A 24,776-nucleotide genomic window follows, 5' to 3' on the forward strand; every position below is an offset into this window, starting at 1 on the left:
TTCTCGGCGCTCACCGGCGCCTCCCTTCTCCTTCTCACGCGGCCGGAAGGGCCGCAGAAACGTCGCTATTCCCTATCGCCCCGGCGGTCGCTTCGGCACAATGGGGTGGCTCAGCCGAATGGTAAGCCCCTGGGTGTCGCAGCCCAGGGCCCAGTTGCAAAAACCGCCGAAGCCCGTACGCTCGTCGATCCCCTCGCGGTAGCGCACCGAATCGGTCAGCTCCACGCGGTCGGCACCCTCGCGCACGCGCACCCACAGGGCAGAGCGCCCCGCTTCATGCACGGTGCGCGTCTCGATAAGCCCGAGCTCGCGGAATACCGCCAGCCCGCACGCCGCCGAGGTGGGGCTCACAGCGCAGAAGCAGTCCGAGGCCTTCTCGGCCAGATCGGCATCGCCTACGGGGAAATAGTCGTCGGGGCATTCCCGCTGCAGATGGCGCAGACGGCGGTACACCTGGGCCATCACATCGTGATCGGGCGTGGCATCGGCCAGAATGCGCTCGTTTAGGGCCGCATCTCCCCGTCCGTAGAGCAGATGCACCCACGCCGGCTTGCCGTCGCGCCCGGCCCGGCCGCTCATCTGATTGAACTCCACATCGCTGAAGGGCAGATGGTACAGCACCACATGTCGAATATTGGGGATATCCACCCCCTCGCCGAAGGCCGAGGTGGCAACGAGCACCTTCAGATCATCGTTGCGGAACAGCTCCTCCACCCGCTTGCGCTCGGCGCGGGACAGGCCTGCGTTGTAGAAGCCGATGAGGCAGGCAAGCTGGGGCACGCGACGGCGCAGCAGGCGCGCAAGCGCCACCGAGTGCTCGCGAGAGTTCACATAGACGACGGTCTTCTCTCCAGCGGCCACCAAACTCGCCAGGTAGTCGTCACGATGCGGGATGTTGCGCTGGTCGTCCACGAACAGGTTGTCGCGGGCCGTCTCGTCGATGACCGACTCGCGCACGGGAAGCACCGCATCGATGTCCTCGGCGATGTCGTCGTTGGCCGTGGCCGTCACCGCGAGCACCGTAGGCGCCCCCATGCGCGCGATGGCATGGCCGAGCTGGGTATAGGCCACACGCTGGCCGGCCTTGGCCTGGCCGATGTGGTGCGCCTCGTCCACCACCACGAACTTGATGCGCCCGGAGGCGGCCAGCTCGTCGGTGTGGAACATGAGGTACTCCGGCGTGGTGAGCACGATGTCGATCGATCCGTCGGCCAACCCCGCGTACACCCGGGCCCGCTCCTCGGGCGTGGACTCGCCGGTGATAACGGCGCTGGCCACCCCGAAGCGCTCGAGGCTCGCGCGCAGGTGGAATACCTGGTCGGCAATGAGCGCGCGCAGCGGGTAGATGAACAGGCTCGCCTCATGGGCCACCAATGCCCGCACAGCGGCGTGCACCTGGAAGCACAGCGACTTGCCCCGGCCCGTGGCCATAACGGCGAAGGTGGAGCGGTCGGCCGCGAGCGCGTCCAAGATCTGGCGCTGAGCCGGATGCAGCGAGGCCTTCCCGATGATGGCCTCGATGACAGCGTCCTCGAGGCCCTTCGGGTCGCGGGCGGCCACCTCCTCCCACCTCCGACGGCGCTCGGCCAGGTCGGGCCCATCTGCGGGCGCGTCCTCCTCGGCCGCATCGGCGGCAAGCAGCACCTCATCGGATTCGGCGAACTTGTCGGCGAAGAAGGCCAGCGCATCCGGATCGAGGCAGGCCTCCAGGGCGCAGCAGGTGCGGGCCGGGGCAATGGCCTCCAGCATCGCCTTCACCGAATGGCGCCCCCGCCACTCGTCGATCTGCACCGTGAAGGCGGCATCCACCACGGCATCGTTCACAAGCAGGGCCTCGATAGCCTGGCAGTGGAACATGATGCCCGCCACCGAGGCGCGGCCGTTGGTGAGCGTGCAGGCAAAGTGATCCTTGGTCTGGCCCACCGCCCGCGTGTTCACCAGCGTGACGTTGCGGGCCAGATAGACCGGCTGGGGGTTTTCCTGACCGAAGGGAGCCAGGCGATCCACCAGGGCCACCGTCTCCAAAGTCAGCTCGCCCAAGCCCACCACAGCATCCACCGTGGTCAACGGGTGGAAGGCAGCCTCGGGAAGCTTCTGCATGTAGGCGTCCAAGCCCTCGGCGAACTTTTTGAGGTTCTTCGTGGGGATGGTCACGCCCACGGCCGCCCCATGACCCCCGAAGCGGGTGGTGAGGTGCGAGAGCGACTCCACGGCCTCGAACAGGTTCACGTCGCCCACAGACCGGCCGCTACCGCGGGCCTCTTCCCCGTCCACCGTGAACAAGAGCGAGGGCACCCCGTAGGCATTCACGAGCCGCGAGGCCACGATGCCCTTCACGCCCTCGTGCCAGCCCTCGCCGGCCACCACGAGCGCCCGCTGGCCGTGGTAGATCTCGCTGGCCTGGGCGCGGGCGATATCCGACAGCTCGGCCTCGATGGCGCGGCGCTGGTTGTTCACGTCTTCCAGTGCCTCGGCCATGGTGCAGCACTCGCCGTAGTTGTCGCACATGAGCAGGTCCAGCGCCAAATCGGCGTTGCCCATGCGCCCGGCGGCGTTCAGCCGCGGGATGAGCGAGAACGACAGATTCGTGGCACTCATGGGCTTGCCGGCCTGGCCCGTGGTGGCCAGAAGCGCCGCGATGCAGGGGCGGGGGTTCTCGTTCATACGGGAAAGCCCGTCGGCCACGAGCGCCCGGTTCTCGTCGCGCATGGGCATGAGGTCGGCCACGGTGCCCAAGGTGGCGAAGTCGGTGTAGCTGCGCCACAGGTGCGGGAACCCCAGCCGCGAGCCCATCATCTGCACGAGCTTTAGGGCCACTCCCACGCCGGCCAGGATGGCACTCGGGCAACCGGGGTGCATCTTCGGATCGGCCACGCACACGCCCTCGGGCACCAGATCGGCCGCCTCGTGGTGGTCGGTGATGTACACCTCGATGCCCGTCTTCACGATCTCGGCCACCTCGTGCTTGCAGGCGATGCCGCAGTCCACCGTGACGATCACATCGGGGGAAAGCTCGCGAGCGCGCTCGAAGGCGGCCGCCGTGATGCCGTAGCCCTCCTCGAAGCGGCGCGGAATGAACGGGAAGGCGCAGGCGCCCAGCGCCCGCAAGCCCCGGGTGAGCACTGTGGTGGCCGAGATGCCGTCCAGATCGAAGTCGCCGAACACGACGATGCGCTTCTTCGCCTCGATGGCGGCGATAAGGCCGTCGGCCACGTCGGCGAGGCCGGGAATGTCGTAGGGGTTCGCCCAGTCGCGGTCGAGCGACGGCGAGAGGAAGCGCTTGGCGGCGCGTACCGTGGTGATGCCACGGCCAACGAGCGTGGCGGCGATGAAACGGGGCAACCCCAGGTCGTGCTGGAGACGCGCCACGACGGCGGGGTCGGCTTCCCTGATGCTGAACTGGGCGGTCATGGTGACAGGCTACCTAACATGCTCAAACTCTTGTGTCTTGCCGTCCATTTTCGCATAAAGCACCCCGCCTGTCACCGCCGCGGGCGCGCTCGTTACAATCCACAGAACACGAAGCGGCGGAAGGCGGGGCGGGGCCGCCTCCTCGCCGAAGAGCACGCCCCGCCGTCCTGCAACCCGGAAAACAACCGGGGGCCGCCCCAACAGACGGCCCCCGGCCCTCGAGGGGCGTAAACGGCAGTGCTACCTAGCCGCCGCCTTCAGAAGATCGAACACCGCATCGGGAGTCACGGCACCCATGACAGCCTCGGCCAGGGCGCGGGCCTCCTCGTGTCTCCACCCGGCGATGGCGGCGCGGGTGGCCAGAATGCTCGCGGGCCCCACGCTGTACTCCGTGAGCCCGAAGCTGATCCACAGCGGGATGAGCAGCGGATCGGCCGCCGCCTCGCCGCACATGCCCACGGGAATGCCCGCCGCCGTGCCGGCGGCGATGACCGAGCGGATGGAGCGGAGCACCGCGGGGTTGAAGGCGGAGTACAGGTAGCGCACCCGATCGTTGCCGCGATCCACCGCCATGGTGTAGCCGGTCAGATCGTTCGTGCCGATGCTGAAGAAGTCGGCCTCGGCCGCCAGCGCATCGGCCATGAGAGCCGCCGCCGGCGTCTCGATCATCACGCCCACGGGCACATCCTTGTTGCAGGCGACGCCCTCGCGGGAGAACTCGTCGGCATAGCGGCGGATGAGGGCGCGCACCTGGCGCAGCTCCTCAACGCCAGTCACGAGCGGCACCATGATGCGCACGTCCCCGAAGGCGCTCGCCCGCAGAAGCGCCCGCAGCTGGGTGCGGAACACGTCCTCGCGGGCCAGGCAGTAGCGGATGGCGCGGAAGCCCATGAAGGGGTTGTCCTCCTTCTCCAGGCCCAGGTAGGGAATGTCCTTGTCGCCGCCGATGTCCAGGGTGCGGATGATGACGGGGCGCCCCTTCATGATGAGGGCCGCCTGCTGGTAAGCGCGGAACTGCTCCTCCTCGGTGGGCATCGCGCCGCCGTCCATGAACAGAAACTCGGTGCGGAACAGGCCCACGCCCTCGCCGTCGTTGTCCACCACGGCCCGGGCGTCCTCCACCGAGCCGATGTTGCCGAACAGCTCCACCTGGCACCCGTCGGCAGTGACGGTCTTCTTCCCCACGAAGCGCTGCAGAGCCTCCTTCTCGCGGCGCAGGGCCTCCTGGCGCACGCGGGCCGCCGCAAGCTCGGCCTCGTCGGGCGCCACGGCTACCGTGCCCTCGCCGCCGTCCACAATGACCTGGGCGCCCTCGGGCAGCTTCCGCACCGCATCCGGCACGGCCAGCACGGCGGGAATCTCCAGGGCACGGGCCAGGATGGCCGAGTGGCTCGTCATGCCGCCGGTCTCCGTCACGATACCCACGACGTTGTCGCGGTCGAGGCCGGCGGTCATGGAGGGCACCAGATCGTGGGTGACGAGCACGGTGCCCCGCGGCACGCGGGACACGTCCACCTCGCGCACGCCGAGCAGCTGGCAGAGCACGCCGCTCTTGATGTCGCGCACATCGGCGGCCCGCTGGCGCGTCAGGTCGTCGTCGGCGGCCTCGAACATGACGGCGAAGGTCTCGCATACCGTATCGAGGGCCGCCTCGGCGCACTGGCCGCCGTCAATGAGGTTGTCCATCTCGGCCACCATGAACGGGTCGGAAATCATGAGCACATGGCCCTCGAGGATGGCGGCCTCGGCATCGCCCACGCGTTCGCGCACCACCTCGGCCTTCTCGCGCGTAAGCGCCGAGAAGGCCTCGATGGCGCCGTGCAACCGGCTCTTCTCCGCCTCGGCGTCGGTCACCTCCACTGCCTCGTAGGCAAGGCAGGGCTCGGCGATGACCATCACCGTGCCGATGCCCAGCCCCGGCGAGGCGGCAACGCCCGCAAGCGCGGCCATGGGGCTACTCCCCCAGGCCCGACTCGATAAGCTGGATGGCCGCGTCGAGCGCCGCCTGCTCGTCGGCACCCTCGCAGCGCACCTCGACCTCGGTGCCGCACTTGATGCCGGCGGCCACGATGGCCATGAGGCTCTTCGCGTTCACTTCCTTGCCCGCGGCCACGATGGTGACATCGCTCGCGAAGGGCGCCATGGCCGAGGCCAAAACGCCGGCCGGGCGCATGTGCAGGCCGCTGCCGTTGGTGAGGGTGATCGTCTGGGAAACCATAGTTCTCTCCTTGTCGTCAAGTCGAATGCTTCTGTCTGTCGCCGAGCGCTCGTGCCGGGATGCCTGTACCGGGGCGCTCCTGCCGGGTGCTCCCGCCGGGGCACGTGCACCGGAGCGCTCCCGCCGAAACGCTCCCGCCGGGACCCGCGCCGGAGGCTCTTGCCGCCGCCTTAGGCCTCAGTGCGCTTCTTCTTCAGCAGCGCGAGCATGAACATGCCCGCAACCGAGCCGACCGCAAGGGCCACCAGGTACATGAGCGCACCGCCGATGACGGGCACCACGAAGATGCCGCCGTGGGGCGCCATGAGCGTGCAGCCGAAGAACCAGGACAGGCCGCCGGCCACAGCCGAGCCCACCACGCAGGAGGGGATGACCCGCAGCGGGTCAGAAGCGGCATAGGGAATGGCACCCTCGGTGATGAACGACAGGCCCATGATGTAGTTCACCGGGCCGTTCTTGCGCTCATCAGCCGTCCAGCGGTCCTTGAAGAAGGTGGTGGACAGCGCGATGGCGATGGGAGGCACCATGCCGCCGATCATGACCGAGGCCATGATCTGGAAGCTGGCGTCGGTGCCGAGGGCGAGCATGCCGGTGCCGAACACGTAGGCCGCCTTGTTGAAGGGGCCGCCCATGTCGATGGCCATCATGCCGGCAAGGATCATGCCGAGCACAATGCCGAAGTTGTTATCGGAAAGCCAGGTGAGCGCGTTGGACATGCCGGTGTTGATCATACCCATGAACGGGCCGACCGCGCACATGATGACGGCGATGGCCCCCAGACCCGCCAAAGGATAGATGAGGATCTGCTTGATGCCGGCCAGCGAGTCGGGCATCTTCTCGCACAGCTTCTCGATGCCGAGCATGGCATAACCGCCCGCGAAGCCCGCGAGCAGGCCGCCGAGGAATCCCGAGGGAATGTCGCCGCCGGGCAGCCCGAAGGTGGAGCCGAGCGTGGCCATGAAGCCGCCGACGAAGCCCACCACCAAACCGGGGCGGTCGGCGATAGACTGGGCGATGTAGGCGGCGAGGATCGGCACCATGAAGCTGAAGGCAAAGCCGCCGATGGTCTTGAACCAGGCCGAGATCGGCGTGCCGGTGCCGAAGTTGCCGTCCTGGGGCACCCCGGCGATGCCATCGATGAGGAAGGCGAGCGCGATGAACAGGCCGCCGGACACCACGAAGGGCAGCATGTGGGAGACGCCCTCCATGAGGTGCTTGTAGATCTTGCGGCCGGCGCTCTCGCCCGCCTCGTCCTCGGCAGCCGCGGCATTCGCGCCGCCGGCGTGGTGGTACACGCGCGCGTCGCCCGCCAGGATGCGGTCGATGAGCTCGTCGGGCTTGTTGATGCCGTCGGACACCTTCACGATGACCGCGGGCTTGCCGTCGAAGCGGGCCATCTCCACTTCCTTGTCGGCGGCCACGATGATGCCGTCGGCGGCGGCGATTTCCTCGCGGGTCAGGCGGTTCTTGGTGCCCCCGGTGCCGTTGGTCTCGGCCTTCAGGGCGATGCCGCGCGCCTCGGCGGCCTTCGTGAGCGCCTCGGCGGCCATGTAGGTGTGGGCGATGCCCGTGGGACACGCCGTCACCGCCAGGATACGGAAGCCGTCGGCCTTGCCGTGCTCCTCAGCGTAGGCGGCCTTGGCGGCGTCGATGAGGGCCTCAGTGCCTTCCACGTCGCCTTCCATATCGGCTTCGGCCTCGGCCTCCACCGCCTCGGCGAAGCGCTCGCGCTCCTTCGCGTCGATGGCGGCGAGGAACGCCTCGGGGGTTTCCGCTGCCATGAGCTGGGAACGGAAGTCGAGGTCCATGAGGATGGTCATGAGCCGCGAGAGCACCTCCAGGTGCACATCTCCCCCGTCGTCGGGCGCGGCGATCATGAACAGCAGCGTGGAGGGAGCCCCGTCCGGAGCGCCGTAATCGACCCCGGCAGGCGCCGTCATGGCCGCCAGGGACGCCCGCTTCGTGGCCGCCGTCTTCGCATGGGGGATGGCGATGCCCTCGCCCACGGCCGTGGTGCCCTGGTTCTCGCGGGCGATGATGGCCTCGCGGAAGGCCTCCTTGTCGTTGAGGTTTCCGACGCTATCATGCAGCTCCACGAGCTGGGCGATGGCGCCGGCCTTGTCGGCGGGCGCGCCGCCGATGGCTATGGCCCCGGGTTGAAGCAAATCGACAATTCTCATAGACGAACCGCACTCCTTTCAGTTGCAGGGTTTCACGAAAGTGACGGGAAGCAGGTCGGACACCTGCCCCGCCGATGCCAAAGAGGGAGAGAAGGCCGTGGCGGAGCCGGCCGCCAGGCCGAGGCGCAGGGCGTAAACGGCGTCGTCCGCGCCGGGGCAGAGCGACTCGCAGCCGGGAAGGGAGGCTCCCGCGAGCCCCGCCAGAAAACCCGCCACCATGGAATCGCCCGCGCCCACCGAGTTCACGAGGGCGCCCGCCGGGGCCGCGCCCCGGGCGATAAGCCCCTTCGCATCCACCAGCAGCGCTCCGGCCGCACCGCAGCTGACGAGCACGAAACGGGCGCCGGCCCGGGCAAGGTCGCGCGCGGCAGCTACCACAGCGACCTCGTCGGCGGCATCGCAGCCGGCCAGCTCAGCCAGCTCGTGGTTGTTGGGCTTTACGAGGAAGGGCCGCGCGGCGAGGGCCTCGGTGAGGGCCGCACCCGTGGTATCGACCACGCATCGCGCGCCGTGCTCGGCGGCAGCCGCGGCCAGATCGGCGTAGAGGTCCGCCGGGCAGCCCGGCGCCAGGGAGCCCGACAGCACGAGGCAATCGTCCGAGCCCAACCGCTCGATGCGGCGACGGAGCGTCGCGATGGCGACCGGGTCCACCGCCGGGCCGCAGCCGTTGATTTCCGTCTCTTCCAACGAGCCGTCGGCGCGGGGGCGCTTCATCTTCACGTTGATGCGGGTCTGCCCCGCATCCAAGCGCACGAAATCGCAGGGGACACCGGCGGCCTCCACGCCTTCCACGAGCGCCGTGCCCGTGGTGCCGGCGATGAACCCGGAGGCGCACGCATCCTGGCCGAAGCGGTGCAGCATGGTGGCCACGTTCACACCCTTGCCGCCGTAGGACAGGTCATCGGCCGCCGATCGGTTCGTGACGCCCTCGGCGAAAGCGGGCAGGCGCATCATCCAATCGAGCGCCGGATTGCACGTGACGGTGAGAAACATTGCGGTCCTTTGGGTCGACCCTAGTCTGCCAGGGCGCAGTATAGCACCGTCGTCCGACCCTGCCCGGGAAAAGCGCCGAGTTTTTCACACCCCGCCAAGAAGCCCGCATGCCGCCGCGGGTAAGGCGCACCCCACCGCGGGCGACCCCCCTCCATCGAGCGGAGTCGCCTAGCGGTTATCCACCTTCTCGGGGTACATGTCGTGCTGGGTTAAGCGCTCCCAGGCCACCTTCTCCCACGGCGTGCCGGCACGGCCGTAGTTGCAATACGGGTCGATGGAGATGCCGCCGCGCGGGGTGAACTTGCCCCAGACCTCGATGTACTTCGGATCCATGAGGCTGATGAGGTCCTTCATGATGATATTCATGCAGTCCTCGTGGAAGTCGCCGTGGTTGCGGAAGCTGAACAGGTACAGCTTCAGGCTCTTGGACTCCACCATGCGCTCGCCGGGCACGTAGGAAATGTAGATGGTGGCGAAGTCGGGCTGGCCCGTGATGGGACACAGGCTCGTGAACTCCGGGCAGTTGAACTTCACGAAGTAGTCGTTGCCCGGGTGCTTGTTCTCGAAGGTCTCGAGCACCGAGGGGTCGTAGTCGGTGGGGTACTGGGTGCCCTGGCTGCCCAAATGCGTCACGCCGCCGGCGCGCGTCTCCCCCTCATCGCGGCCAGAGGTCCCAGCCGCGCAAGGAGCTTCGGGGGCGGAAGGAGCCTGCGCCCCGCTCTTCGCCGGCTCTTCCGCCGGCTCCGCGGAGCGCTTCAAGTGCGCTGCGATGGCCGCCAACGCAGAGGAGTCCACCGAGCCCTCGGGTGCCATCTCCTCGACACCGTCGGCATTGCCCTCGCCGCCGAAGAGCGCTTCGGCCATTTCCATCGGTTTCATAGGCTATCCTCTCGTAATGCCGGTTGCCAGCGCCGGGTCATCCACGCCGTTGGCCGCGAAGGCGGCGGCGCGGTCGAGGCAGGTGGCGCACACGCCGCAGGGCACCTCGCCCCCTTCGTAGCACGACCAGGTAAGCTCATAGGGCACGCCGAGCGCGAGCCCCTCGCGCACAATGTCGGCCTTGGCCAGGGCCACGAAGGGCGCCTCCAGGGTAAGCTCGCCGCCCGTGCCCTCCACGATGGCGCGGTTCATGGCCCCCACGAACTCCATCGAGCAGTCGGGGTAGGCGTTGCCGGCCACATCGTCGTGATGGGCGCCGTAGAGCACCACCTCGCAGCCGAGCGAAAGCGCCATGGAAGCCGCCGAGGACAGGAAGAGCCCGTTGCGGAAGGGCACGTAGGTGCTCACCGGCGCGCCTTCTCCGCCTTCGGCCTGCTGCTCGGCGTAAGTGCCCGCCGGCACCGCCGCATCGGAGTGGGCCAGAAGCGAGCAGGCGCTGTCGGCGAAGATGGCGCCCAAGTCCAGGAAGCGCTGCTGCACACCGTAGTGGGCAGCGACAGCTCGGGCTGCCCCTATCTCGCGTCCGTGCTTCTGCCCGTAGCTGATGGAGAGCGCGTACACGTTCTCCGCGCCGTACTTCACCACGGCCTGCGCCAGAAGCGTCGTGGAATCCACGCCGCCCGAGCACAGCACGAGGGCCTTTCGGTTAGCAGTCATCACACGCCTTTCGTCTCGTTCGGCCAGATGATCTTGTGCAGCTGCAGCTGCAAGCGAGCACGATCGAGGCCGCGCTCGATGAGGCAGGCCGCGATCTCGGCCGGCTCGATGGCGCCCCACACCGGGCTCACGAGCACCTGGCAGCGGTCCCACAGCCCCGCCTCGTCGGCCCGCGCCTCCATGAAGGTCAGGTCCTCTTCGCTGCCGACGACGAATTTCACCGCGTCGCGTGCGTCCAGCAGCTCGTAGTTCTCGCGCCGCATGGCAGCCGACACGGCCTCGCCGGCCGTAGGCGTCTTCCAATCCACGGTGAAATGCAGGCTGCCCGGCAGCCCCGCCTCAGCGCACACCTCGCGCAGATGGGCCATGGGCTCCAGGTCGCGAGAGCCGTTGGTCTCGATCTCCACGCGCAGCGGGCGCGGGTCGCTTACCGCGAGCAATGCCTGCACCAGATCGGGCAGGTAGGGCTGCAGAAGCGGCTCGCCGCCAGTCAGCGTCACGCAGGACACGCCGGTCTCGGCCACCCAGGCCAAAAGCTGCGGCACGCTCCAGCCCTCCACCTCCACGAGGGGGTGGTTCGCCCAGCGGGTATCGCAGTAGGTGCACCACATGTTGCAGCCGGCGAACCGAATGAAGGCCGCGGGGCGCCCGGCGGCCAGCCCCTCCCCGTTCAGGCTCACGAACTTCTCGGCCACGGGAAACAGCTGGGCCCGGGCCGCGATGGTGTGGCGGGCCTGGTGGCGCTCGGCATCTAGCAGGCCGTCGTTCTCTTCCTCGGGAACCATGGCCCTATACGTCCTTCCGATAGAAGGCGCAGTTGTTCGGCGTCTCGTAGACGTCCACCTGCGACACCGGCAGCCCTTGGGCGGCCAGCTCGTCAAAGAACCACTTCGCGAGGTTCTCGGCCGTGGTGCGGAAGGGCACGGTGAACAGCGCGAAACCCTCGCGCTCCAGGCAGGCGAGGGTGTCGGGGGCAAGCGAGCCCTCCTCGATGATGAAGTGGTGGTCGAGCTTGTCGGTCAGCGCGCGCACGGCGGCCTTGAAGTCGCCGAAGTCCACCACCATGTCCTTGCAGGTGCCCTCGGTCTGCAGGCGCTCCACCTCCAGGTAGGCCACCACGCGCCAGCGGTGCCCGTGCAGGTTCTCGCACTTGCCATGATAATCGGTCAGGAAATGAGAGGCGTCGAAGCTGCTCTCGGTCTTCAATCCGTACATAACGAATTCTCACCAATCTACGAACATTTGTATGATATACTATCCCACGCAGGGAGCACTCAGCCCACTGCACACCCCCACACCATGCTAGCTACGAGAGGGGGTGATGCAGATGAGCGAAGCGCTGGCCTTAGCCCAAGTCGTGATTGGGGCTGCCACTTTCATTGTAGCCCTTTTGGCGCTACAAAAAGAGAACCCGCCAAATAATGGCGGGAACTCCAATCACAACGACGAGGACTAGGCACCCTCGTCGAAGGGCGTTCCACTTGGGGCGCCCTTCTTTAGGCAGGAAGCATTGTAGCACATTCCCCTCATCCTCGTCACGCCCCTTGCGCCGATGCCGGGGCATGCGCAGCAGCATATGCAGCAACCGCCTAGAACGCGGCGTCGAAGGGGTCGGTGGCGATGATCTCGCTTTGGCCGCGGGTAAGCTCGGTGAGCTTCTCCAGGAAGGGGGCCTGGGTGCCGTCGAGCATGCGGAAGGTGATGAGGACGTTCTCGGCGAAGTCGGTGTCGTGCACCCGCGCGCCGGCGTCCCCGGCCAGGCGGCAGGCGGGCTCGTACAGGCTGTAGGGCACCTCCACGATGATGTCCACGCAGCGCGACACCACCACGATGCGCGCCGCGTCGATGGCGGCCTTCGTGGCCTGCCCGTAGGCGCGCACCAGCCCGCCCGTGCCCAGCAGGATGCCGCCGAAGTAGCGGGTCACCACCACGGCCACGTCTTCCAGGCCCGCGTGCTGGATGGCCTCGAGCGTGGGCATGCCCGCCGTCTTGGCCGGCTCGCCGTCGTCGGTGTAGCGGATGCGGCCGCCGCGCAACACGTAGGCATACACGTTGTGGCGCGCCATGCGGTGGGCCGCCTTCACCTCGGCGATAAAGGCAAGGGCCTCCTCCTCGTCGGCCACCGGCGCGATGCGCCCAATGAAGCGGCTTTTCTTCTCGACGATCTCCGCCTCGGCAACCTCGGCTATGGTCTGATACGCGGCCACTACTCCCCCAGCTTCTCGGCGGCTTCGAGCCATTCGAGCTCCAGGGCCTCTATCTGGTCTTGGAAGTCGGCGATCTCCTCCTGCATGGCGGTGAGCACGAGGTAGTCGGACTGGTCGGCCTCGGCCATCTCCAGCTGCTTCTTCTCGATCTTGCCCTTCAGGGTGCCGATCTTCTTCTCGTTGGAAGCCATGAGCTTGCGCAGCTCGCGCTGCTCGCCGCCGGAAAGCGCCGGGGCCGTGCGTCCCGCAGGCTTCCCGAACGCCGCCTTCCCGAGCGCCCCCGCCTTCGCCGCCGCTTTCGCGGAGGCGGACTCGGCCGCTTCCCGCTCGGCTTCTTCCGCCAGGCGCAGGTACTCGTCCACCCCACCCGGCAGATGGCGCACCTTGCCGTCGATGAGGGCGAACTGATGGTCGGTCACGCGCTCCATGAGATAACGGTCGTGGGTGACGAGCAAAAGCGTGCCCGGCCAGCCGTCCAGCAGGCTCTCCACAGCGGCCAGCATGTCGGTGTCCAAATCGTTGCCGGGCTCGTCCAAAATGAGCACGTTGGGCTCGTCGAGCAGGATGAGCATGAGCGCGAGCCGCCGCTTCTGGCCACCCGACAGGTCGCACACCGGCTCGTTCTGATCGTCCTTCGTGAAGCCCAAGCGCTCGAGCAGCTGGCCCGGGGTCATCTCCTTGCCGTCGAGCATGGTGCGACGCGAGTAGCGGGAGATCACCTGGCGCACCCGGTCGTCGCCGAGCTTCGTCAGCTCGTCCAGATGCTGGGAGAGCACCGCAAAGCGCACGGTCTGACCGATCTTCACCCGCCCCCGATCGAGCGGCTGGAGGCCCTGGATGATGCGCAAAAGCGTGGTCTTGCCGATGCCGTTGGCGCCCACGATGCCGTAGCGGTCCCCGGGCCCGATGATCCAGTCCACATCGTCCAAGATGACCCGGTCGCCGAAGGAAAGCGAGGCGTCCTGCAGCTCCACCACGGTCTTGCCGAGCCGCGCCATTGCCATGCGCTTGAGTTCCAACTCGTCGCGCAGGGGCGGCACGTCGGCGATGAGCGCCTGGGCCGCGGCCACGTGGAACTTGGGCTTGGTGGCCCGAGCCCGCGCACCGCGCGAGAGCCACGCCAGCTCGCGACGCAGGGCGTTCTGCCGCTTCTGCTCGGCCAGGGCCGCCAAACGGTCGCGCTCCACCCGCTGCATGATGTAGGCGGAAAAGCCGCCCTCGAAGGGCCAGACCCGCTGACCGTGCACCTCCCACATAGCCTCGCACACCTCGTCGAGGAACCAGCGGTCGTGGGTCACCACCAAAAGTGCGCCGGCACCGGGCCGCCAACGGGATTTCAGATGATCGGCGAGCCATGCGATGGCCTTCACATCCAAGTGGTTGGTAGGCTCGTCCAGCATGAGCACGTCCCAGTCGCCAATGAGCAGCCGCGCCAAATCCACCCGGCGGCGCTGGCCGCCCGAGAGCGTGCCTACCAGCCCGTCCCAGGCCACATCGTCCAGAAGGCCTGCGATGATGGAACGCGTGCGGGCATCGCCGGCCCACTCGTATTCGGGGCGGTCCCCTACCACAGCCCGCTCGACCGTATCTTCATCGCGCAGGCCGTCGGTCTGGCCGAGCACGCCCACCGACACGCCGCGCGTGCGGATAACGCGACCGTCATCCACTTCCACCTCGCCGGCAAGCACCCGCAGAAGCGTGGACTTCCCGTCGCCGTTCTTACCCACGATACCGATACGGGCCCCCTCGTCTACGCCGAGGGACAGATCGGTGAATACCGTCTTCGTGGGGAATTCCACCCGCACCTTTTCGCAACCGAGGAGAAATGCCACGGAAAACGCCTTTCGCTCGTCCCATTGGAGAAACAGATTATACGCTAGCGTATCTTCCAAACGGCCGTGACGAGCACGACGGCCGCAAACAGCGTGGAAAGCGCGAAGGCGAGGTTGTAGGGCAGCGCAGCAGCGGTGACCCCGGCATCGGCCGGGTCAGTCGCGGCGAAGACGAGCCCGACCACGGAGATGATGAGCATCATAAGCGCCGTGCCGAACGAGGCGCACGCCTGGCGCACCGTGGCGAAAAAGGCGCTGCCATCCATGACGATGCCGCGATTGAGGCCCGCCAGGCCGTAGGAGTTCAGCGGCCCCACCAGCCCGCTCACGCCCACGGCGCGCACCCCCTGCAGCAGGGTGAGCACCCACAACGGCGTGTCCGCGCCCACGAACACGAACGAGGCGGCGCCCACTGTGAGAAAGGCCGCCGACGTGATGCACACGATGCGCGCGCCCACCTTGTCCACGAGCACGCCGGCCAGCGGGTTCACGAACAGCGCGACGACGGTGGCGGGAATGAAGGCGATGCCCGCATCGAGAGCCGTCATGCCGCAAGGGCCCTGGATGAACAGCGGCAGGATGAGGGTGATGCCCATAAACGAGGCAAACAGGCAGTTCTGGGCCACGAAGCCGGCGCGGTAATGACGCGAGCGGAAGATGTCCAGGCAGATGAGCGGGTTGGGTATCACAAGCTGGCGGCGCACGAACACCACGATGCAGGCGAGGCCGAGCAGCGCGGGCATCCACACCTCCGGCGACGCGAGCGGCATCGTGGCCGCATTGGAAGCACCGAGCAGAAAACCGCCGAAGCCCAGCGTGGACTGCACGAAGGACGGCCCGTCGAACACCGCCTGGGACTCACGATCGCCATGGCTCTTCACCAGCAGGGCGTTAGCCGCCCACAGCACCGCCAGCAGCCCCACGAGGATGATGTAGAAGCTGCGCCAGCCGGTGGTGTTCGCCAGAGCGCCGCCGATAAGCGGGCCGATGTTGGGCGCGAATCCCATGGCAATACCGCCGATGCCCATGGCCGTGCCGGTGCGCTCCCGCGGAAAGCGCGTCATGGCCACCGTCTGCACAAGCGGCAGCGTGATACCCGTGGCAACAGCCTGCAGCACGCGGGCCAGAAGCAACACCCCGAAGGCGGGAGCACAGAACCCCACTGCCGAGCCGGCCAGATAGAAGCCGAGCGCCATGAACACCAGGCGCTTGAGCGAGAAGCGCTTTGCCAGAAACACAACCACCGGCACCGTAATGCCCATGACGAGCATGTAGATGGTAGTGACCCACTGCCCCACCGCCGCATCGATGGAGAAGTCGGCGCAGACCTCGGTGAGCATGGAGTTCATCACCGTCTGGGTAAGAGACCCCAAAGCGCAGGTGATGACAACGACGGCGAACAGGGCATAGGTATGCCCCTTCTCGGAAAGATGCATGAAAACCTCCGTACCTCTGACGACTTTCTCGCAGCGTTCGAGATTTCGCTCGGGCGCCGGCAGAAAAGGCACGTGGCTACAAAACGAACGGAAGGGCACCTGCGCGCCCTTCCGCCATTATAGCGCCTCAGCTAGTTGAAGCGCTGCTGGGTTTTCTCCAAACCGTTGTCGATAAGGAAGGTAACGGCTGCAGCGCCCTCGGCCACCGCGTGCTCGAAAGCCTCGGCGTCGTCCTTGCGGGGCTGCGAGAGCACCCAATCGACCACGGGCTTGCGCCCCGGCGGCCGCCCGATGCCGATGCGCACCCGGTACCAGTCGCGGGTGCCCAGCTTGTCGCCGATGGAGCGCAAGCCGTTGTGGCCGGCATGCCCCCCGCCGAACTTCACCCGAATGGTGCCCGGATCGATATCCAGCTCGTCGTGGATGACGATGAGGTGGTCAGGCGCCACACCGTAGGTCTTCATGAGCGTCTTCACCGGGCCGCCCGAGGTGTTCATGTAGCTCTGGGGCTTGACGAGCACCACCTCTTCCCCGCGCCACTTCCCCTTGGCCGTGAGCGCCCCGCCCTCGGTCTTCCAGTAGCGGCAGCCCAGCTCATCGGCCAGCGCGTCCACGGTATCGAACCCGGCATTGTGCCGCGTATGCTCATATTCCGCACCCGGATTCCCCAGGCCAACGATTAGGTACACGTTACTGCTCATTTCGTCGATCTTGCGTGGAAGAGGAGGCCCGAGATTCGGGGTGAGGGTCCGCGCGGAGTTCCGCAGCGAACGGAACAGTCCCGTGGACTGTTCCGCCGAGCGAGGACTGTCTGAGCACGGCGCCCTTGGCCTGAAGCTCGGGCCGGACAGCTTGAAAAGGGTTACTCGAAGAGCTTACCGATAGAGCCGTTGCCGTACACCGCGCCGATGGTCTGGGCGAACAGCGGGGCGATGGAAAGCACCTTGATCTTGCCGGTCTGGCGCGCCAACGGCACGGGCACGGCGTTGGTCACCACCACTTCCTCGATGCACGAGTTCTCCAGGCGCTCGTAGGCCGGGCCCGAGAACAGGCCGTGGGTGGCGCAGGCGTACACCTCGGCGGCGCCCTTGGCCTTCAACGTGGCGGCGGCGGCCACAAGGGAGCCGCCGGTATCGATCATGTCGTCGTTCAGGATGCAGATCTTGTCGGTCACGTCGCCGATGAGCGCCGTGATCTCGGCCTGGTTGTGCTTGGGACGGTCCTTGTGCATGATGGCAATGTCGCAGTCCAGCGCCGTGGAGAACTTCTTCGCCGCCTTCGCGCGGCCCACGTCGGGGGATACCACGCAGAGCCGCTCGGGGTCGAGCCCCTTGTTGCGGAAGTAGTCCACGAAGATGGGCATGGCCGTCATGTGGTTCACGGGAATGTCGAAGAAGCCCTGGATAGCGTCCTGATGCAGGTCGACCGTGATGATGTTGCTCACGCCGGCCACGGTGAGCAGGTCGGCCACGAGCTTGGCCGTGATGGGCTCGCGCGGGGCGGCCTTGCGATCCTGGCGGGCGTAGCCGTAGTGGGCGATGACCGCCGATATGGAGCGGGCGCTGGCGCGCTTGGCAGCGTCAACCATAATGAGCAATTCCATGAGCGCGTCGTTCACATCGAAGCCCTCGCTCGCGCACACCGACTGGATGAGAAACACGTCGGCCCCGCGAATGGACTCCTGGTAGCGGGCGTAGATCTCGCCGTTGGCGAACTTCTCGTGCTTGATGTTGCCGAGGTTCACGTTCAGGTTCTTCGCGATTTCCTCGGCAAGCTCGGGGTTCACCGAGCCGGAGAACAGGGCCATGCGCTTGGTCATCTCGGTCATGGGATGCGTCCCTTCTAAGACAGATTAACGGCTGACGGATATTGTAGTACGGCCGCGGTCCCTCGGAAGGGGCCGCGGCGGCCTTTGCGCTATTTCTTCTTCTCGATGGGGTGCGCCGCCACCCAGCCGGCGATCTCGGACTGCTTGGCGCGGCCGAGGGCGAGGGCGCCGGGGGCCACATCCTTCGTGATAGTGGAGCCGGCGCCCACGAGCGCGCCCGCGCCGATAGTCACGGGAGCCACCATCATGGTGTCGCTGCCGATGAAGGCGCCGTCCTCGATGACGGTGGCATGCTTGTTCGCGCCGTCATAGTTGCAGGTGATGGAACCGGCGCCGATGTTCACGCCCTCGCCGATGGTGGTGTCGCCGATATAGGACAGATGCGGCACCTTGCTGCCGCGGCCGACGGTGGACTTCTTGATCTCCACGTGGGTGCCGGCCTTGGCGCCCTCGCACAGGTGCGCGGCCGGGCGCAGGTAGGCGCGCGGACCGGTGGTGGCGCCGTCGTCGATTTGCGCCTCCACAGCCACCGTCTCGTCGATGACGCAACCCGCGCCGATGCGCGTGTCGGTCAGGCGGCAGTTCGGGCCCACCACGGTATCCTCGCCGATGGAGGTGGCACCCATGAGGATGACGTTGGGAAGCAGCTCAACATCGGGGGCGATTTCCACCTCGGGGCCGATATAGGCCGTGGCCGGGTCCCACAGGGTGACGCCGGCGGCCATATGGGCCTCGTTAATGCGGCGCTGCATGACGCGGGTGGCCTCGGCCAGCTGTCCGCGGGAGTTCACGCCCAGGCACTGCTCGGCGTCGTCGGTCTTGTAGGCGAGCACCGCCCGGCCCGCCTCGCGGGCGATGGCCAGCACATCGGTGAGGTAGAACTCGCCTTGGGCGTTGTTCGCGTCCACCTGGGCAAGCGCGTCGAAGAGGGCGGCGGCGTCGAAGCAGTAGAAGCCCGAGTTGCACTCGGTGATGGCGGCCTCTTCGGGAGAAGCGTCCTTCTGCTCCACGATGCGGGCCACCTCGCCGGCCCCGTCGCGCACGATGCGGCCGTAGCCGAAGGGATTCTCGAGTTCCATGGTGAGCACCACCACGGCGGCATCGTGCTCCTCGCGCAGGGCGCACATCTCGCGGATGGTCTCGGGGCGGATGAGCGGCGAATCGCCGGAGAGCACCACCACGGCGCCGTCGAAGCCGGCAAGCGCGTCCTTGGCCGCCAGCACCGCGTCGGCCGTGCCGCGCTGGGCGGTCTGCACCGCCACTTCTGTATCGCCTTCGACCAGCGGAATCACCTGCTCGCGCTGATGCCCCACCACCGAGACCACCTTGTCGGCGCCAGCAGCCTTCGCAGCTTCCACCACCCAGCGCACGAGTGGCCGGCCCAGCACCTCGTGGACCACCTTCGGCTTCTTCGACTTCATGCGGGTACCCGCCCCCGCCGCTAGGATAATCGCAGCAGTTTCCATGCAACGCCCTTCTATAGCCATTCGCGCGCCCCACGGCGCTCATTTCCGATTGGCTCAGTATAGCGCAAGGCCCTTATAATCGAGAAAACAGCCACGGAGAAAGGACGCGCCCATGGCCAAGGGATTGGACGAGCTGGCCCGCGAGCAGTTGGTGGAGCTGCTGGAGATTACCGCGAAGGACACCATCGCCCTGGACGGCACGTGGTTCCAGTCGCTTGAGACCGAGCAGGGCATGGATACGGCCATGGAACACGACCGGGCCGCCTGGCGCCGCTTCGTGCCGAGCGAGGCGCAGCGCCTGAAGAAGCTGCTGGGGCTGCCGGATGCCTGCGGGCTTGAAGGCCTAGCGGCGGCGCTCCCTTTGCGCTGCACGTCGCTGGCCAACGAATGGGAAATCGCGTGGGAAGAAGACGGCGCGCTGCTGTTCCGCATCACCGACTGCCGCGTGCAGAACGCCCGAGCGCGCAAGGGCATGGGGTTCCACCCGTGCAAGTCGGTGGGCATCCTGGAATACGGCGAATTCGCCCGCGCCCTGGACGACCGCATCTGCTGCGCGTGCGCCAGCTGCTTCCCCGACATCACCGACGAAACCTGCAACTGCGCCTGGCGGTTCTGGATGGAGGAATAGCCAATCGGCAGGCTATCCTAGAGTCTGATTTCGCTTCCCAGAACTATGCGATGGTAAATGTCTGCGGGTTTGAAGCGGTGGCCGAACCCCTTCACCTCCACATAACCCTCGCGCGGACGGAATACCACGCGGAGCACCGCCTTTTCACCCTGGGCTCGACGCAACTGAAAGTGGTGTGACCACCATCCATCGAGACTTCCAACGAGCGCATCAGGCGTCACCTTGCCTGACGCTACCTGCTCGAGAGCGCGACAGCAGCTGGCCACGGCCACAGCGAAATCATCTTCATTAGGCCACACTTTCGCCAGCAGCGTCACATCCTCCACCAAAGCCTCGGGCGCCATTCGAATGGAAGGTAAAGAAGATATCCGAGCAATAGCCGACCGAAGCAGATCGCTACTCACCGCCATCGAGGAACTCCCGGATCTTGTTCTCGCGCGCGTCGAACTCGGCCAACGCCGCCGTCGCCAAGGCTGTCCCTTCCGCAGGCTCGGAATAATCGCAACGCATATCGAAGAGGGCACGCACATAGGCCTGCTCTAACTCTGCCTCAAGTTGGGAAATGTAGGAGGAAACATCGTCAGCGTAATCGGGTGTCAGCAAAAGCCCGATGGTGCCAGCCCGATCGGTCACCTCCACACAGCCGCTCTCATCGAGCGTATGACGCCACGCTTTTCCCCGCGCAAACTCCGATATGCCCACTCGTTGCGTGCCGGCCGCCATACCGCAGAACCGATGGGCTTTTTCCTCTTGAGCCAAAGGAGACATGGAACCACCTTCCTCGCTAGGAGTGTTTTCTGCATTGTACTACAAATGGGAAATGAATTCACATTTTGTTGTGAATTCATTTCCCATAATAACTCTAATAGATTAGAGCGCAGGATGGAGCCGATCGCTCTCATATTACTCAGCCGGACAGAGGCATTCCTGTTAAAGCGACCAACCTCGCACGCGCGTTTCGGACGCAAGCGATGTACGTGCATGTTATACTGACTTCGCCAAACGCCATAGGACCTTCGGGCCCGTTGAATAGTTGCAATGCTTCAGCAGTTTTGCTGCTGCAATTGACCCTACGCCTTAACGATCAGGTAGAAGAGCATCTGCCTGACAAGGATCGTTTCGGCGTTGAGCCGTTGCAGCAATTCTTGGCGTTTGGCGACGAAGGGTGGATGCTCTCCTTCTTGCCGAACGCAGCTAAGCACTCTCCCTTCGTTTTCTCATACCGCCGTGCGCACGCACAGCAAATCGAAGAAGGGAGACGTCATGTCGCCAAGCACGTCAATCATGAAATTAAGATCAACCTGCATAACCGTTGCATTGATAGCGGCTGTATCGCTTCTTGCCTTAATACCCGAGCGCGCCCATGCCGCCATTGACGAAGTGGAGAACAATAACTCCTTCGAAGCCGCAACACCCATTTCTATGAATCAGAATGTTTACGGCACAATAGATTCATCCGACAAGGAGGACTACTTCGAAATCAATCTTCCGACGAGCGGCACAATAAAAATTACTTTTGCGAATGACAGATTTTTCAAAACGAGTTGGAACAGCCGTATTGGCATGGATATTTACAATGGCTACTTCGAACCCTTTGGAGACACCTATTTTCACTACAAAAACGTTAGCGTTAAAACCACAAAACCCGAGAGCTTCACGATCAATCTTAAGAAAGGGACCAATTACATTAGGGTCGTCCCTAACTCTATAGTCACTTTCGACGAACCGCACCCATACCACTTCAAACTTAGCTACGTGGTCCCTGGCACCACCATCAAAAAGGTCATTCCTGCAAAGAAAGCCTTCACCGTGAAATGGACGAAGAAATCGGGGGCAGCGAAATACCAAATTCGCTACTCAACCAAAAAATCAATGAGAGGCGCAAAGACGATAAACGTCTCGAAGGCGGCGAAGAGCAAAAAGATCAAGGGGCTCAAGTCGGGTAAGAAATACTATGTTCAGGTGCGTGCAGCGAAGAAGATCGGGGGGCAGTTGTACTATTCCAACTGGTCATCCAAAAAATCTGTTCGCACCAAATAAAGCAGCGCTGAGGGGCCGTGCAACTCAAGTGCGGCCCCTCCTTTTCTGAGATTTACTTCACTACAAGTCAATGCGCAATACAACCTCGTAGACCCCTAGAATTCTCAAAGGGCTACTTTTAACGCCCGCACACGATCACTTGAAGCGCTTCAGCAGCAGGGAGTTGCTGACGACGCTCACGCTGGACAGGGCCATGGCGGCGCCAGCCAGGGCCGGGGCCAAGATGCCCACGGCGGCAAGAGGGATCATGATGCAGTTGTAGATGAGGGCCCAGAACAGGTTCTGCTTGATCTTGCGCATGGTGGCCTTCGACAGGCGCAGGGCCACCATGAGGTCGGACAGGCGGTTACGCATGAGCACCACGCTTCCGGCATCCAGCGCCACGTCGGTGCCCGAGGCCATGGCCACGCCGATGTCGGCAGCGGCAAGCGCCGGAGCATCGTTGATGCCGTCGCCCACGAAGGCCACTACGGCCGGGTTCTCGGCCGCGGCGTCTCGAGCCGTCTGCACAGGGGATGCCAGGGGCACAGGCTCGGCGGGCACACCGGTCGCTGGATCGGTGCCGAGAAGGGCTGGGTCGGCCAGCTCGGCCTGGACCAGCCGTTCGTTTTCCCGCTCCGTGTCAGCAGCGGCCTTGCCGGCCGCGTGAAGGACCGCCACCGTGGCGGCGTCCTTCACGGCGCGCACGCAATCGGCCTTCTGCAGGGGCTTCACGCCGGCGAACACGTGGTCGGACGCGATGCCCACTTCCTCGGCGATGGCCCGCGCCGTGGGCTCGGCGTCGCCGGTGACCATGTAGGAGACCACGGAAAAGTCGCGGGCCAGGGCGGCCACCGTGGCGGCGGCATCGGGCTTCGGCTCGTCGCGGAACTGGATGCGGCCCGCTGGCGCGCCGTCCACCATTACGAGGGAACCAGCCCCGTCGCTGGCAGCGCCCACGAACACCTCGCGGCCTTCCACCATGCCGCGCACACCCTCGCCCACCACGGCTTGGAAGTTTTCAACCGCGGGCATCGCCGCCAAACCGCGCTCGGCCGCATAGGCCACCACGGCGCGGGCGAGAGGGTGCTCGCTCTTCGCCTCCAGCGCGGCGGCCAGCCGCAGAGCATCGTCGGGCACGTTGCAGGCCACCACCGCCGGCTCGCCCACCGTGAGCGTGCCCGTCTTGTCGAACACAGCGGCGGTGAGGCCGCCCATGGTCTCGAGCACCGTGCCGTCCTTGATGAGCACGCCGAGCTGGGCTCCCTTGCCCATGCCGACGGTGAGCGCCGTGGGCGTCGCCAGACCGAGCGCGCAGGGGCAGGCCACGCAGATGACGGCGATGGCGGGCATGAGCGCCTGCACGAGACGACCATCGGGATCAGCGGGCACCATGAAGAACCACACGCAGAACACCACGAGCGCGATGACCAGGATAGCCGGCACGAACACCGCGGCGATGCGATCGGCGATGCGCTGGATGGGCGCCTTGGTACCCTGGGCGTCTTCCACCGCGCGCACGATGCGGGCGAGGGTGGAGTCGGCACCCACGCGCAGGGCGCGCACCGTCACCGAACCCGTGGTGTTCTGGGTGCCGCCTGTGACGGCATCGCCCGCGGCCTTCACCACTGGCAGCGTCTCACCCGTGAGCATGGACTCGTCCACCTCGGTGGAGCCCTCGGTCACCACGCCGTCCACGGGCATCTTCTCGCCGGGCCGCACGAGCACCGTATCGCCCGCCACCACCTGAGCCAGCGGCACTTCGCGCTCCTCGCCGCCGCGCAGCACGCAGGCCGTGGGCGGGGTCAGGTTCATGAGCGACTCGATGGCCGCATTCGTGGCCCCCTTCGCGCGGCTCTCCAGCATCTTGCCCAAAAGCACGAAGGTGATGAGCATGGCGCAGGTCTCGAAATAGGGCATGCCCTCGTTGATGGCCAGGGCCTCGTGGCTCGACCAGTCGTTTGCGACCACGGGCAAGAACGTGATCCACAGCGAGAACAGAAACGCGATGGAGGTGCCCAAGGCCACGAGCACGTCCATGTTCGCCGAGCCGCCCTTGAGCGAGCCCCACGCGCCCTTATAGAAGCGCGCGCCGCAGCCGAACTGCACGGGGACGGTCAGCGCCAGCAGCAGGATGTTCGCCGCGAACATGGCCTGCACATGGGTGGGCTCGGGCACGAACAGACCCGCCAGTGCGCTGCCTGCCCCCATGTGCCAGCCGGGGATCATGCCAACGGCCACGATGACGACGGTGAGAACAGCGGAGATGCCGAACACCTTGCGGTCGCGGGCAGCTCGGGCCGCCTCGCGGGCACGGCGGCGCTCGTCCACCAAAGGCGCGTCCTCGGGAATGAGCTCGGCGGTGAAGGCAAGGTTGTCGAAGACGGCGAGCATGTCGTCCACGCTGGCCTGGGCCGGATCGAACACCACGCGACCGGTGTTGTTCGCGAGGTTCACGGCGACGTCGATCACGCCGGGCGTCTTGCGGTAGTGGCTCTCGATGGAGGCAGCGCAGTTCGCGCAGTGCATGCCCTCGATGGCCAGGCGAATGGCGGCCTCCGCGGGCCCGTCGGCACTGTCGGCGGCAGGCGTCCCTTCGCCATCGGGCACCGCGTGCGTTTTCGCGGCAGCCCCCGTTTTCCGCACCTCGGCTTCCCCCTGAGCCTCAGCAGCCTCGGCCGCCTTCTTCGCCGCCCTCTCGGCCTCATCGGCGGCGATGTCGGCCGCGAAGGGGTGCGGGCCCGCCTCGGGCATGACGGCCACCTTGAAGTTGGTGTCGTCGAGGGCGTGCAGCAGATCGTCCACACCCACCTGGCCCGGATCGTAGGTTACCTCGGCGCTCTGGCCGGCCAGATCTACCGTCACCGCCGCCACGCCCGACAGCTCCTCGTAGTGCCGCGCCACATTCGCCACGCACTTCTCGCAGTGCATGACGGCCACGGCCAAACGCTGGGTTTCCATG

At 66.0% G+C, this 24,776-nt stretch carries 21 protein-coding genes; 3 read left to right on the top strand and 18 right to left on the bottom strand.

Annotated features, from left to right (window positions below; all coding sequences use genetic code 11):
• Nucleotides 1–72: 72 nt before the first annotated feature.
• From recJ to C811_RS09125, 9 genes are all read right to left on the bottom strand, one after another.
• Complete coding sequence (gene recJ, locus C811_RS09090) at nt 73–3,411, bottom strand: single-stranded-DNA-specific exonuclease RecJ (protein WP_016309263.1); 3,339 nt, start codon at nt 3,409–3,411, stop codon at nt 73–75.
• A gap of 240 nt (nt 3,412–3,651) precedes the next feature.
• The gene (gene ptsP / locus C811_RS09095; protein WP_016309264.1) at nt 3,652–5,361 is read right to left on the bottom strand and encodes a phosphoenolpyruvate--protein phosphotransferase; all 1,710 of its coding nucleotides are present in this window, start codon (nt 5,359–5,361) and stop codon (nt 3,652–3,654) included.
• 4 nt (nt 5,362–5,365) lie between these two features.
• A complete protein-coding gene (locus tag C811_RS09100) occupies nt 5,366–5,629 on the bottom strand; it encodes an HPr family phosphocarrier protein (protein WP_016309265.1) in 264 nt (87 codons plus the stop codon).
• 170 nt (nt 5,630–5,799) lie between these two features.
• Nucleotides 5,800–7,809, bottom strand: a complete 2,010-nt coding sequence (locus tag C811_RS09105) for a PTS fructose transporter subunit IIABC (protein ID WP_016309266.1) — start codon at nt 7,807–7,809, stop codon at nt 5,800–5,802.
• 18 nt (nt 7,810–7,827) lie between these two features.
• Complete coding sequence (locus C811_RS09110) at nt 7,828–8,802, bottom strand: 1-phosphofructokinase family hexose kinase (protein ID WP_016309267.1); 975 nt, start codon at nt 8,800–8,802, stop codon at nt 7,828–7,830.
• Nucleotides 8,803–8,970: 168 nt separating this feature from the next.
• The gene (gene queF / locus C811_RS0103245) at nt 8,971–9,681 is read right to left on the bottom strand and encodes a preQ(1) synthase (protein ID WP_016309268.1); all 711 of its coding nucleotides are present in this window, start codon (nt 9,679–9,681) and stop codon (nt 8,971–8,973) included.
• A 3-nt stretch (nt 9,682–9,684) separates the two neighbouring features.
• Complete coding sequence (queC, locus tag C811_RS09115) at nt 9,685–10,398, bottom strand: 7-cyano-7-deazaguanine synthase QueC (RefSeq protein WP_016309269.1); 714 nt, start codon at nt 10,396–10,398, stop codon at nt 9,685–9,687.
• Nucleotides 10,398–11,183 carry a radical SAM protein gene (locus C811_RS09120; protein WP_016309270.1) on the bottom strand — a complete coding sequence of 262 codons (786 nt, stop codon included), beginning with the start codon at nt 11,181–11,183 and terminating at the stop codon, nt 10,398–10,400. The genes queC and C811_RS09120 overlap by 1 nt, the downstream gene beginning before the upstream one ends.
• A 4-nt stretch (nt 11,184–11,187) precedes the next feature.
• Nucleotides 11,188–11,613 (bottom strand): 6-pyruvoyl trahydropterin synthase family protein, encoded by a 426-nt coding sequence (locus C811_RS09125; RefSeq protein ID WP_016309271.1) that lies wholly within the window; start codon nt 11,611–11,613, stop codon nt 11,188–11,190.
• 112 nt (nt 11,614–11,725) lie between these two features.
• Between C811_RS09125 and C811_RS17170 the strand changes: the two genes are divergently transcribed.
• Entirely contained in the window at nt 11,726–11,854 is a 129-nt protein-coding gene (locus C811_RS17170; RefSeq protein ID WP_016309272.1) for a hypothetical protein, read from the top strand.
• Between the two features lie 133 nt (nt 11,855–11,987).
• Here the strand turns inward: C811_RS17170 and C811_RS09130 are convergent, their stop codons facing one another.
• The 6 genes from C811_RS09130 to glmU all read right to left on the bottom strand — a co-directional run bounded on the left by C811_RS09130 (nt 11,988) and on the right by glmU (nt 19,167).
• Entirely contained in the window at nt 11,988–12,605 is a 618-nt protein-coding gene (locus C811_RS09130) for an IMPACT family protein (RefSeq protein WP_022926476.1), read from the bottom strand.
• Nucleotides 12,605–14,437, bottom strand: a complete 1,833-nt coding sequence (locus C811_RS09135) for an ABC-F family ATP-binding cassette domain-containing protein (protein ID WP_016309274.1) — start codon at nt 14,435–14,437, stop codon at nt 12,605–12,607. Before C811_RS09135 ends, C811_RS09130 begins: the two co-directional genes overlap by 1 nt.
• A gap of 44 nt (nt 14,438–14,481) precedes the next feature.
• Nucleotides 14,482–15,873 carry an MFS transporter gene (locus C811_RS09140; RefSeq protein ID WP_016309275.1) on the bottom strand — a complete coding sequence of 464 codons (1,392 nt, stop codon included), beginning with the start codon at nt 15,871–15,873 and terminating at the stop codon, nt 14,482–14,484.
• Nucleotides 15,874–16,004: 131 nt separating this feature from the next.
• Nucleotides 16,005–16,562, bottom strand: coding sequence for an aminoacyl-tRNA hydrolase (pth, locus tag C811_RS09145; RefSeq protein ID WP_016309276.1), 558 nt, complete (start codon nt 16,560–16,562; stop codon nt 16,005–16,007).
• A 173-nt stretch (nt 16,563–16,735) separates the two neighbouring features.
• Nucleotides 16,736–17,701 carry a ribose-phosphate diphosphokinase gene (locus C811_RS09150; RefSeq protein WP_016309277.1) on the bottom strand — a complete coding sequence of 322 codons (966 nt, stop codon included), beginning with the start codon at nt 17,699–17,701 and terminating at the stop codon, nt 16,736–16,738.
• A gap of 89 nt (nt 17,702–17,790) precedes the next feature.
• Complete coding sequence (glmU, locus tag C811_RS09155) at nt 17,791–19,167, bottom strand: bifunctional UDP-N-acetylglucosamine diphosphorylase/glucosamine-1-phosphate N-acetyltransferase GlmU (protein ID WP_016309278.1); 1,377 nt, start codon at nt 19,165–19,167, stop codon at nt 17,791–17,793.
• 112 nt (nt 19,168–19,279) lie between these two features.
• Between glmU and C811_RS09160 the strand changes: the two genes are divergently transcribed.
• A complete protein-coding gene (locus tag C811_RS09160; protein WP_016309279.1) occupies nt 19,280–19,795 on the top strand; it encodes a DUF6125 family protein in 516 nt (171 codons plus the stop codon).
• A 17-nt stretch (nt 19,796–19,812) separates the two neighbouring features.
• Here the strand turns inward: C811_RS09160 and C811_RS09165 are convergent, their stop codons facing one another.
• Together C811_RS09165 and C811_RS09170 are read right to left on the bottom strand one after the other, a co-directional pair.
• Nucleotides 19,813–20,205, bottom strand: a complete 393-nt coding sequence (locus tag C811_RS09165; protein WP_016309280.1) for a hypothetical protein — start codon at nt 20,203–20,205, stop codon at nt 19,813–19,815.
• On the bottom strand, nt 20,192–20,563 hold the full coding sequence (locus C811_RS09170; protein ID WP_016309281.1) for a hypothetical protein: 372 nt from the start codon (nt 20,561–20,563) through the stop codon (nt 20,192–20,194). Before C811_RS09170 ends, C811_RS09165 begins: the two co-directional genes overlap by 14 nt.
• A gap of 495 nt (nt 20,564–21,058) precedes the next feature.
• Here C811_RS09170 and C811_RS09175 point away from each other — a divergent pair, with 495 nt between their 5' ends.
• Entirely contained in the window at nt 21,059–21,835 is a 777-nt protein-coding gene (locus C811_RS09175) for a fibronectin type III domain-containing protein (RefSeq protein ID WP_016309282.1), read from the top strand.
• Nucleotides 21,836–21,970: 135 nt separating this feature from the next.
• Here the strand turns inward: C811_RS09175 and C811_RS09180 are convergent, their stop codons facing one another.
• A complete protein-coding gene (locus C811_RS09180; RefSeq protein WP_016309283.1) occupies nt 21,971–24,775 on the bottom strand; it encodes a heavy metal translocating P-type ATPase in 2,805 nt (934 codons plus the stop codon).
• Nucleotide 24,776: the final 1 nt, after the last annotated feature.

This window comes from Adlercreutzia caecimuris B7, from assembly GCF_000403355.2.
Lineage (GTDB): Bacteria > Actinomycetota > Coriobacteriia > Coriobacteriales > Eggerthellaceae > Adlercreutzia > Adlercreutzia caecimuris.

Coding starts and splice junctions, on each gene's coding strand:
- C811_RS09105 (WP_016309266.1), bottom strand. CDS start 7,809: ATGAGAATTGTCGATTTGCTTCAACCCGGGGCCATAGCCATCGGCGGC.
- C811_RS09140 (WP_016309275.1), bottom strand. CDS start 15,873: ATGCATCTTTCCGAGAAGGGGCATACCTATGCCCTGTTCGCCGTCGTT.
- C811_RS09180 (WP_016309283.1), bottom strand. CDS start 24,775: ATGGAAACCCAGCGTTTGGCCGTGGCCGTCATGCACTGCGAGAAGTGC.
- C811_RS09125 (WP_016309271.1), bottom strand. CDS start 11,613: ATGTACGGATTGAAGACCGAGAGCAGCTTCGACGCCTCTCATTTCCTG.
- C811_RS09110 (WP_016309267.1), bottom strand. CDS start 8,802: ATGTTTCTCACCGTCACGTGCAATCCGGCGCTCGATTGGATGATGCGC.
- ptsP (WP_016309264.1), bottom strand. CDS start 5,361: ATGGCCGCGCTTGCGGGCGTTGCCGCCTCGCCGGGGCTGGGCATCGGC.
- C811_RS09175 (WP_016309282.1), top strand. CDS start 21,059: ATGTCGCCAAGCACGTCAATCATGAAATTAAGATCAACCTGCATAACC.
- C811_RS09170 (WP_016309281.1), bottom strand. CDS start 20,563: ATGTCTCCTTTGGCTCAAGAGGAAAAAGCCCATCGGTTCTGCGGTATG.
- glmU (WP_016309278.1), bottom strand. CDS start 19,167: ATGGAAACTGCTGCGATTATCCTAGCGGCGGGGGCGGGTACCCGCATG.
- C811_RS09120 (WP_016309270.1), bottom strand. CDS start 11,183: ATGGTTCCCGAGGAAGAGAACGACGGCCTGCTAGATGCCGAGCGCCAC.
- C811_RS09150 (WP_016309277.1), bottom strand. CDS start 17,701: ATGACCGAGATGACCAAGCGCATGGCCCTGTTCTCCGGCTCGGTGAAC.
- queF (WP_016309268.1), bottom strand. CDS start 9,681: ATGAAACCGATGGAAATGGCCGAAGCGCTCTTCGGCGGCGAGGGCAAT.
- recJ (WP_016309263.1), bottom strand. CDS start 3,411: ATGACCGCCCAGTTCAGCATCAGGGAAGCCGACCCCGCCGTCGTGGCG.
- C811_RS09165 (WP_016309280.1), bottom strand. CDS start 20,205: ATGGCGGTGAGTAGCGATCTGCTTCGGTCGGCTATTGCTCGGATATCT.
- queC (WP_016309269.1), bottom strand. CDS start 10,398: ATGACTGCTAACCGAAAGGCCCTCGTGCTGTGCTCGGGCGGCGTGGAT.
- C811_RS09160 (WP_016309279.1), top strand. CDS start 19,280: ATGGCCAAGGGATTGGACGAGCTGGCCCGCGAGCAGTTGGTGGAGCTG.
- C811_RS17170 (WP_016309272.1), top strand. CDS start 11,726: ATGAGCGAAGCGCTGGCCTTAGCCCAAGTCGTGATTGGGGCTGCCACT.
- C811_RS09100 (WP_016309265.1), bottom strand. CDS start 5,629: ATGGTTTCCCAGACGATCACCCTCACCAACGGCAGCGGCCTGCACATG.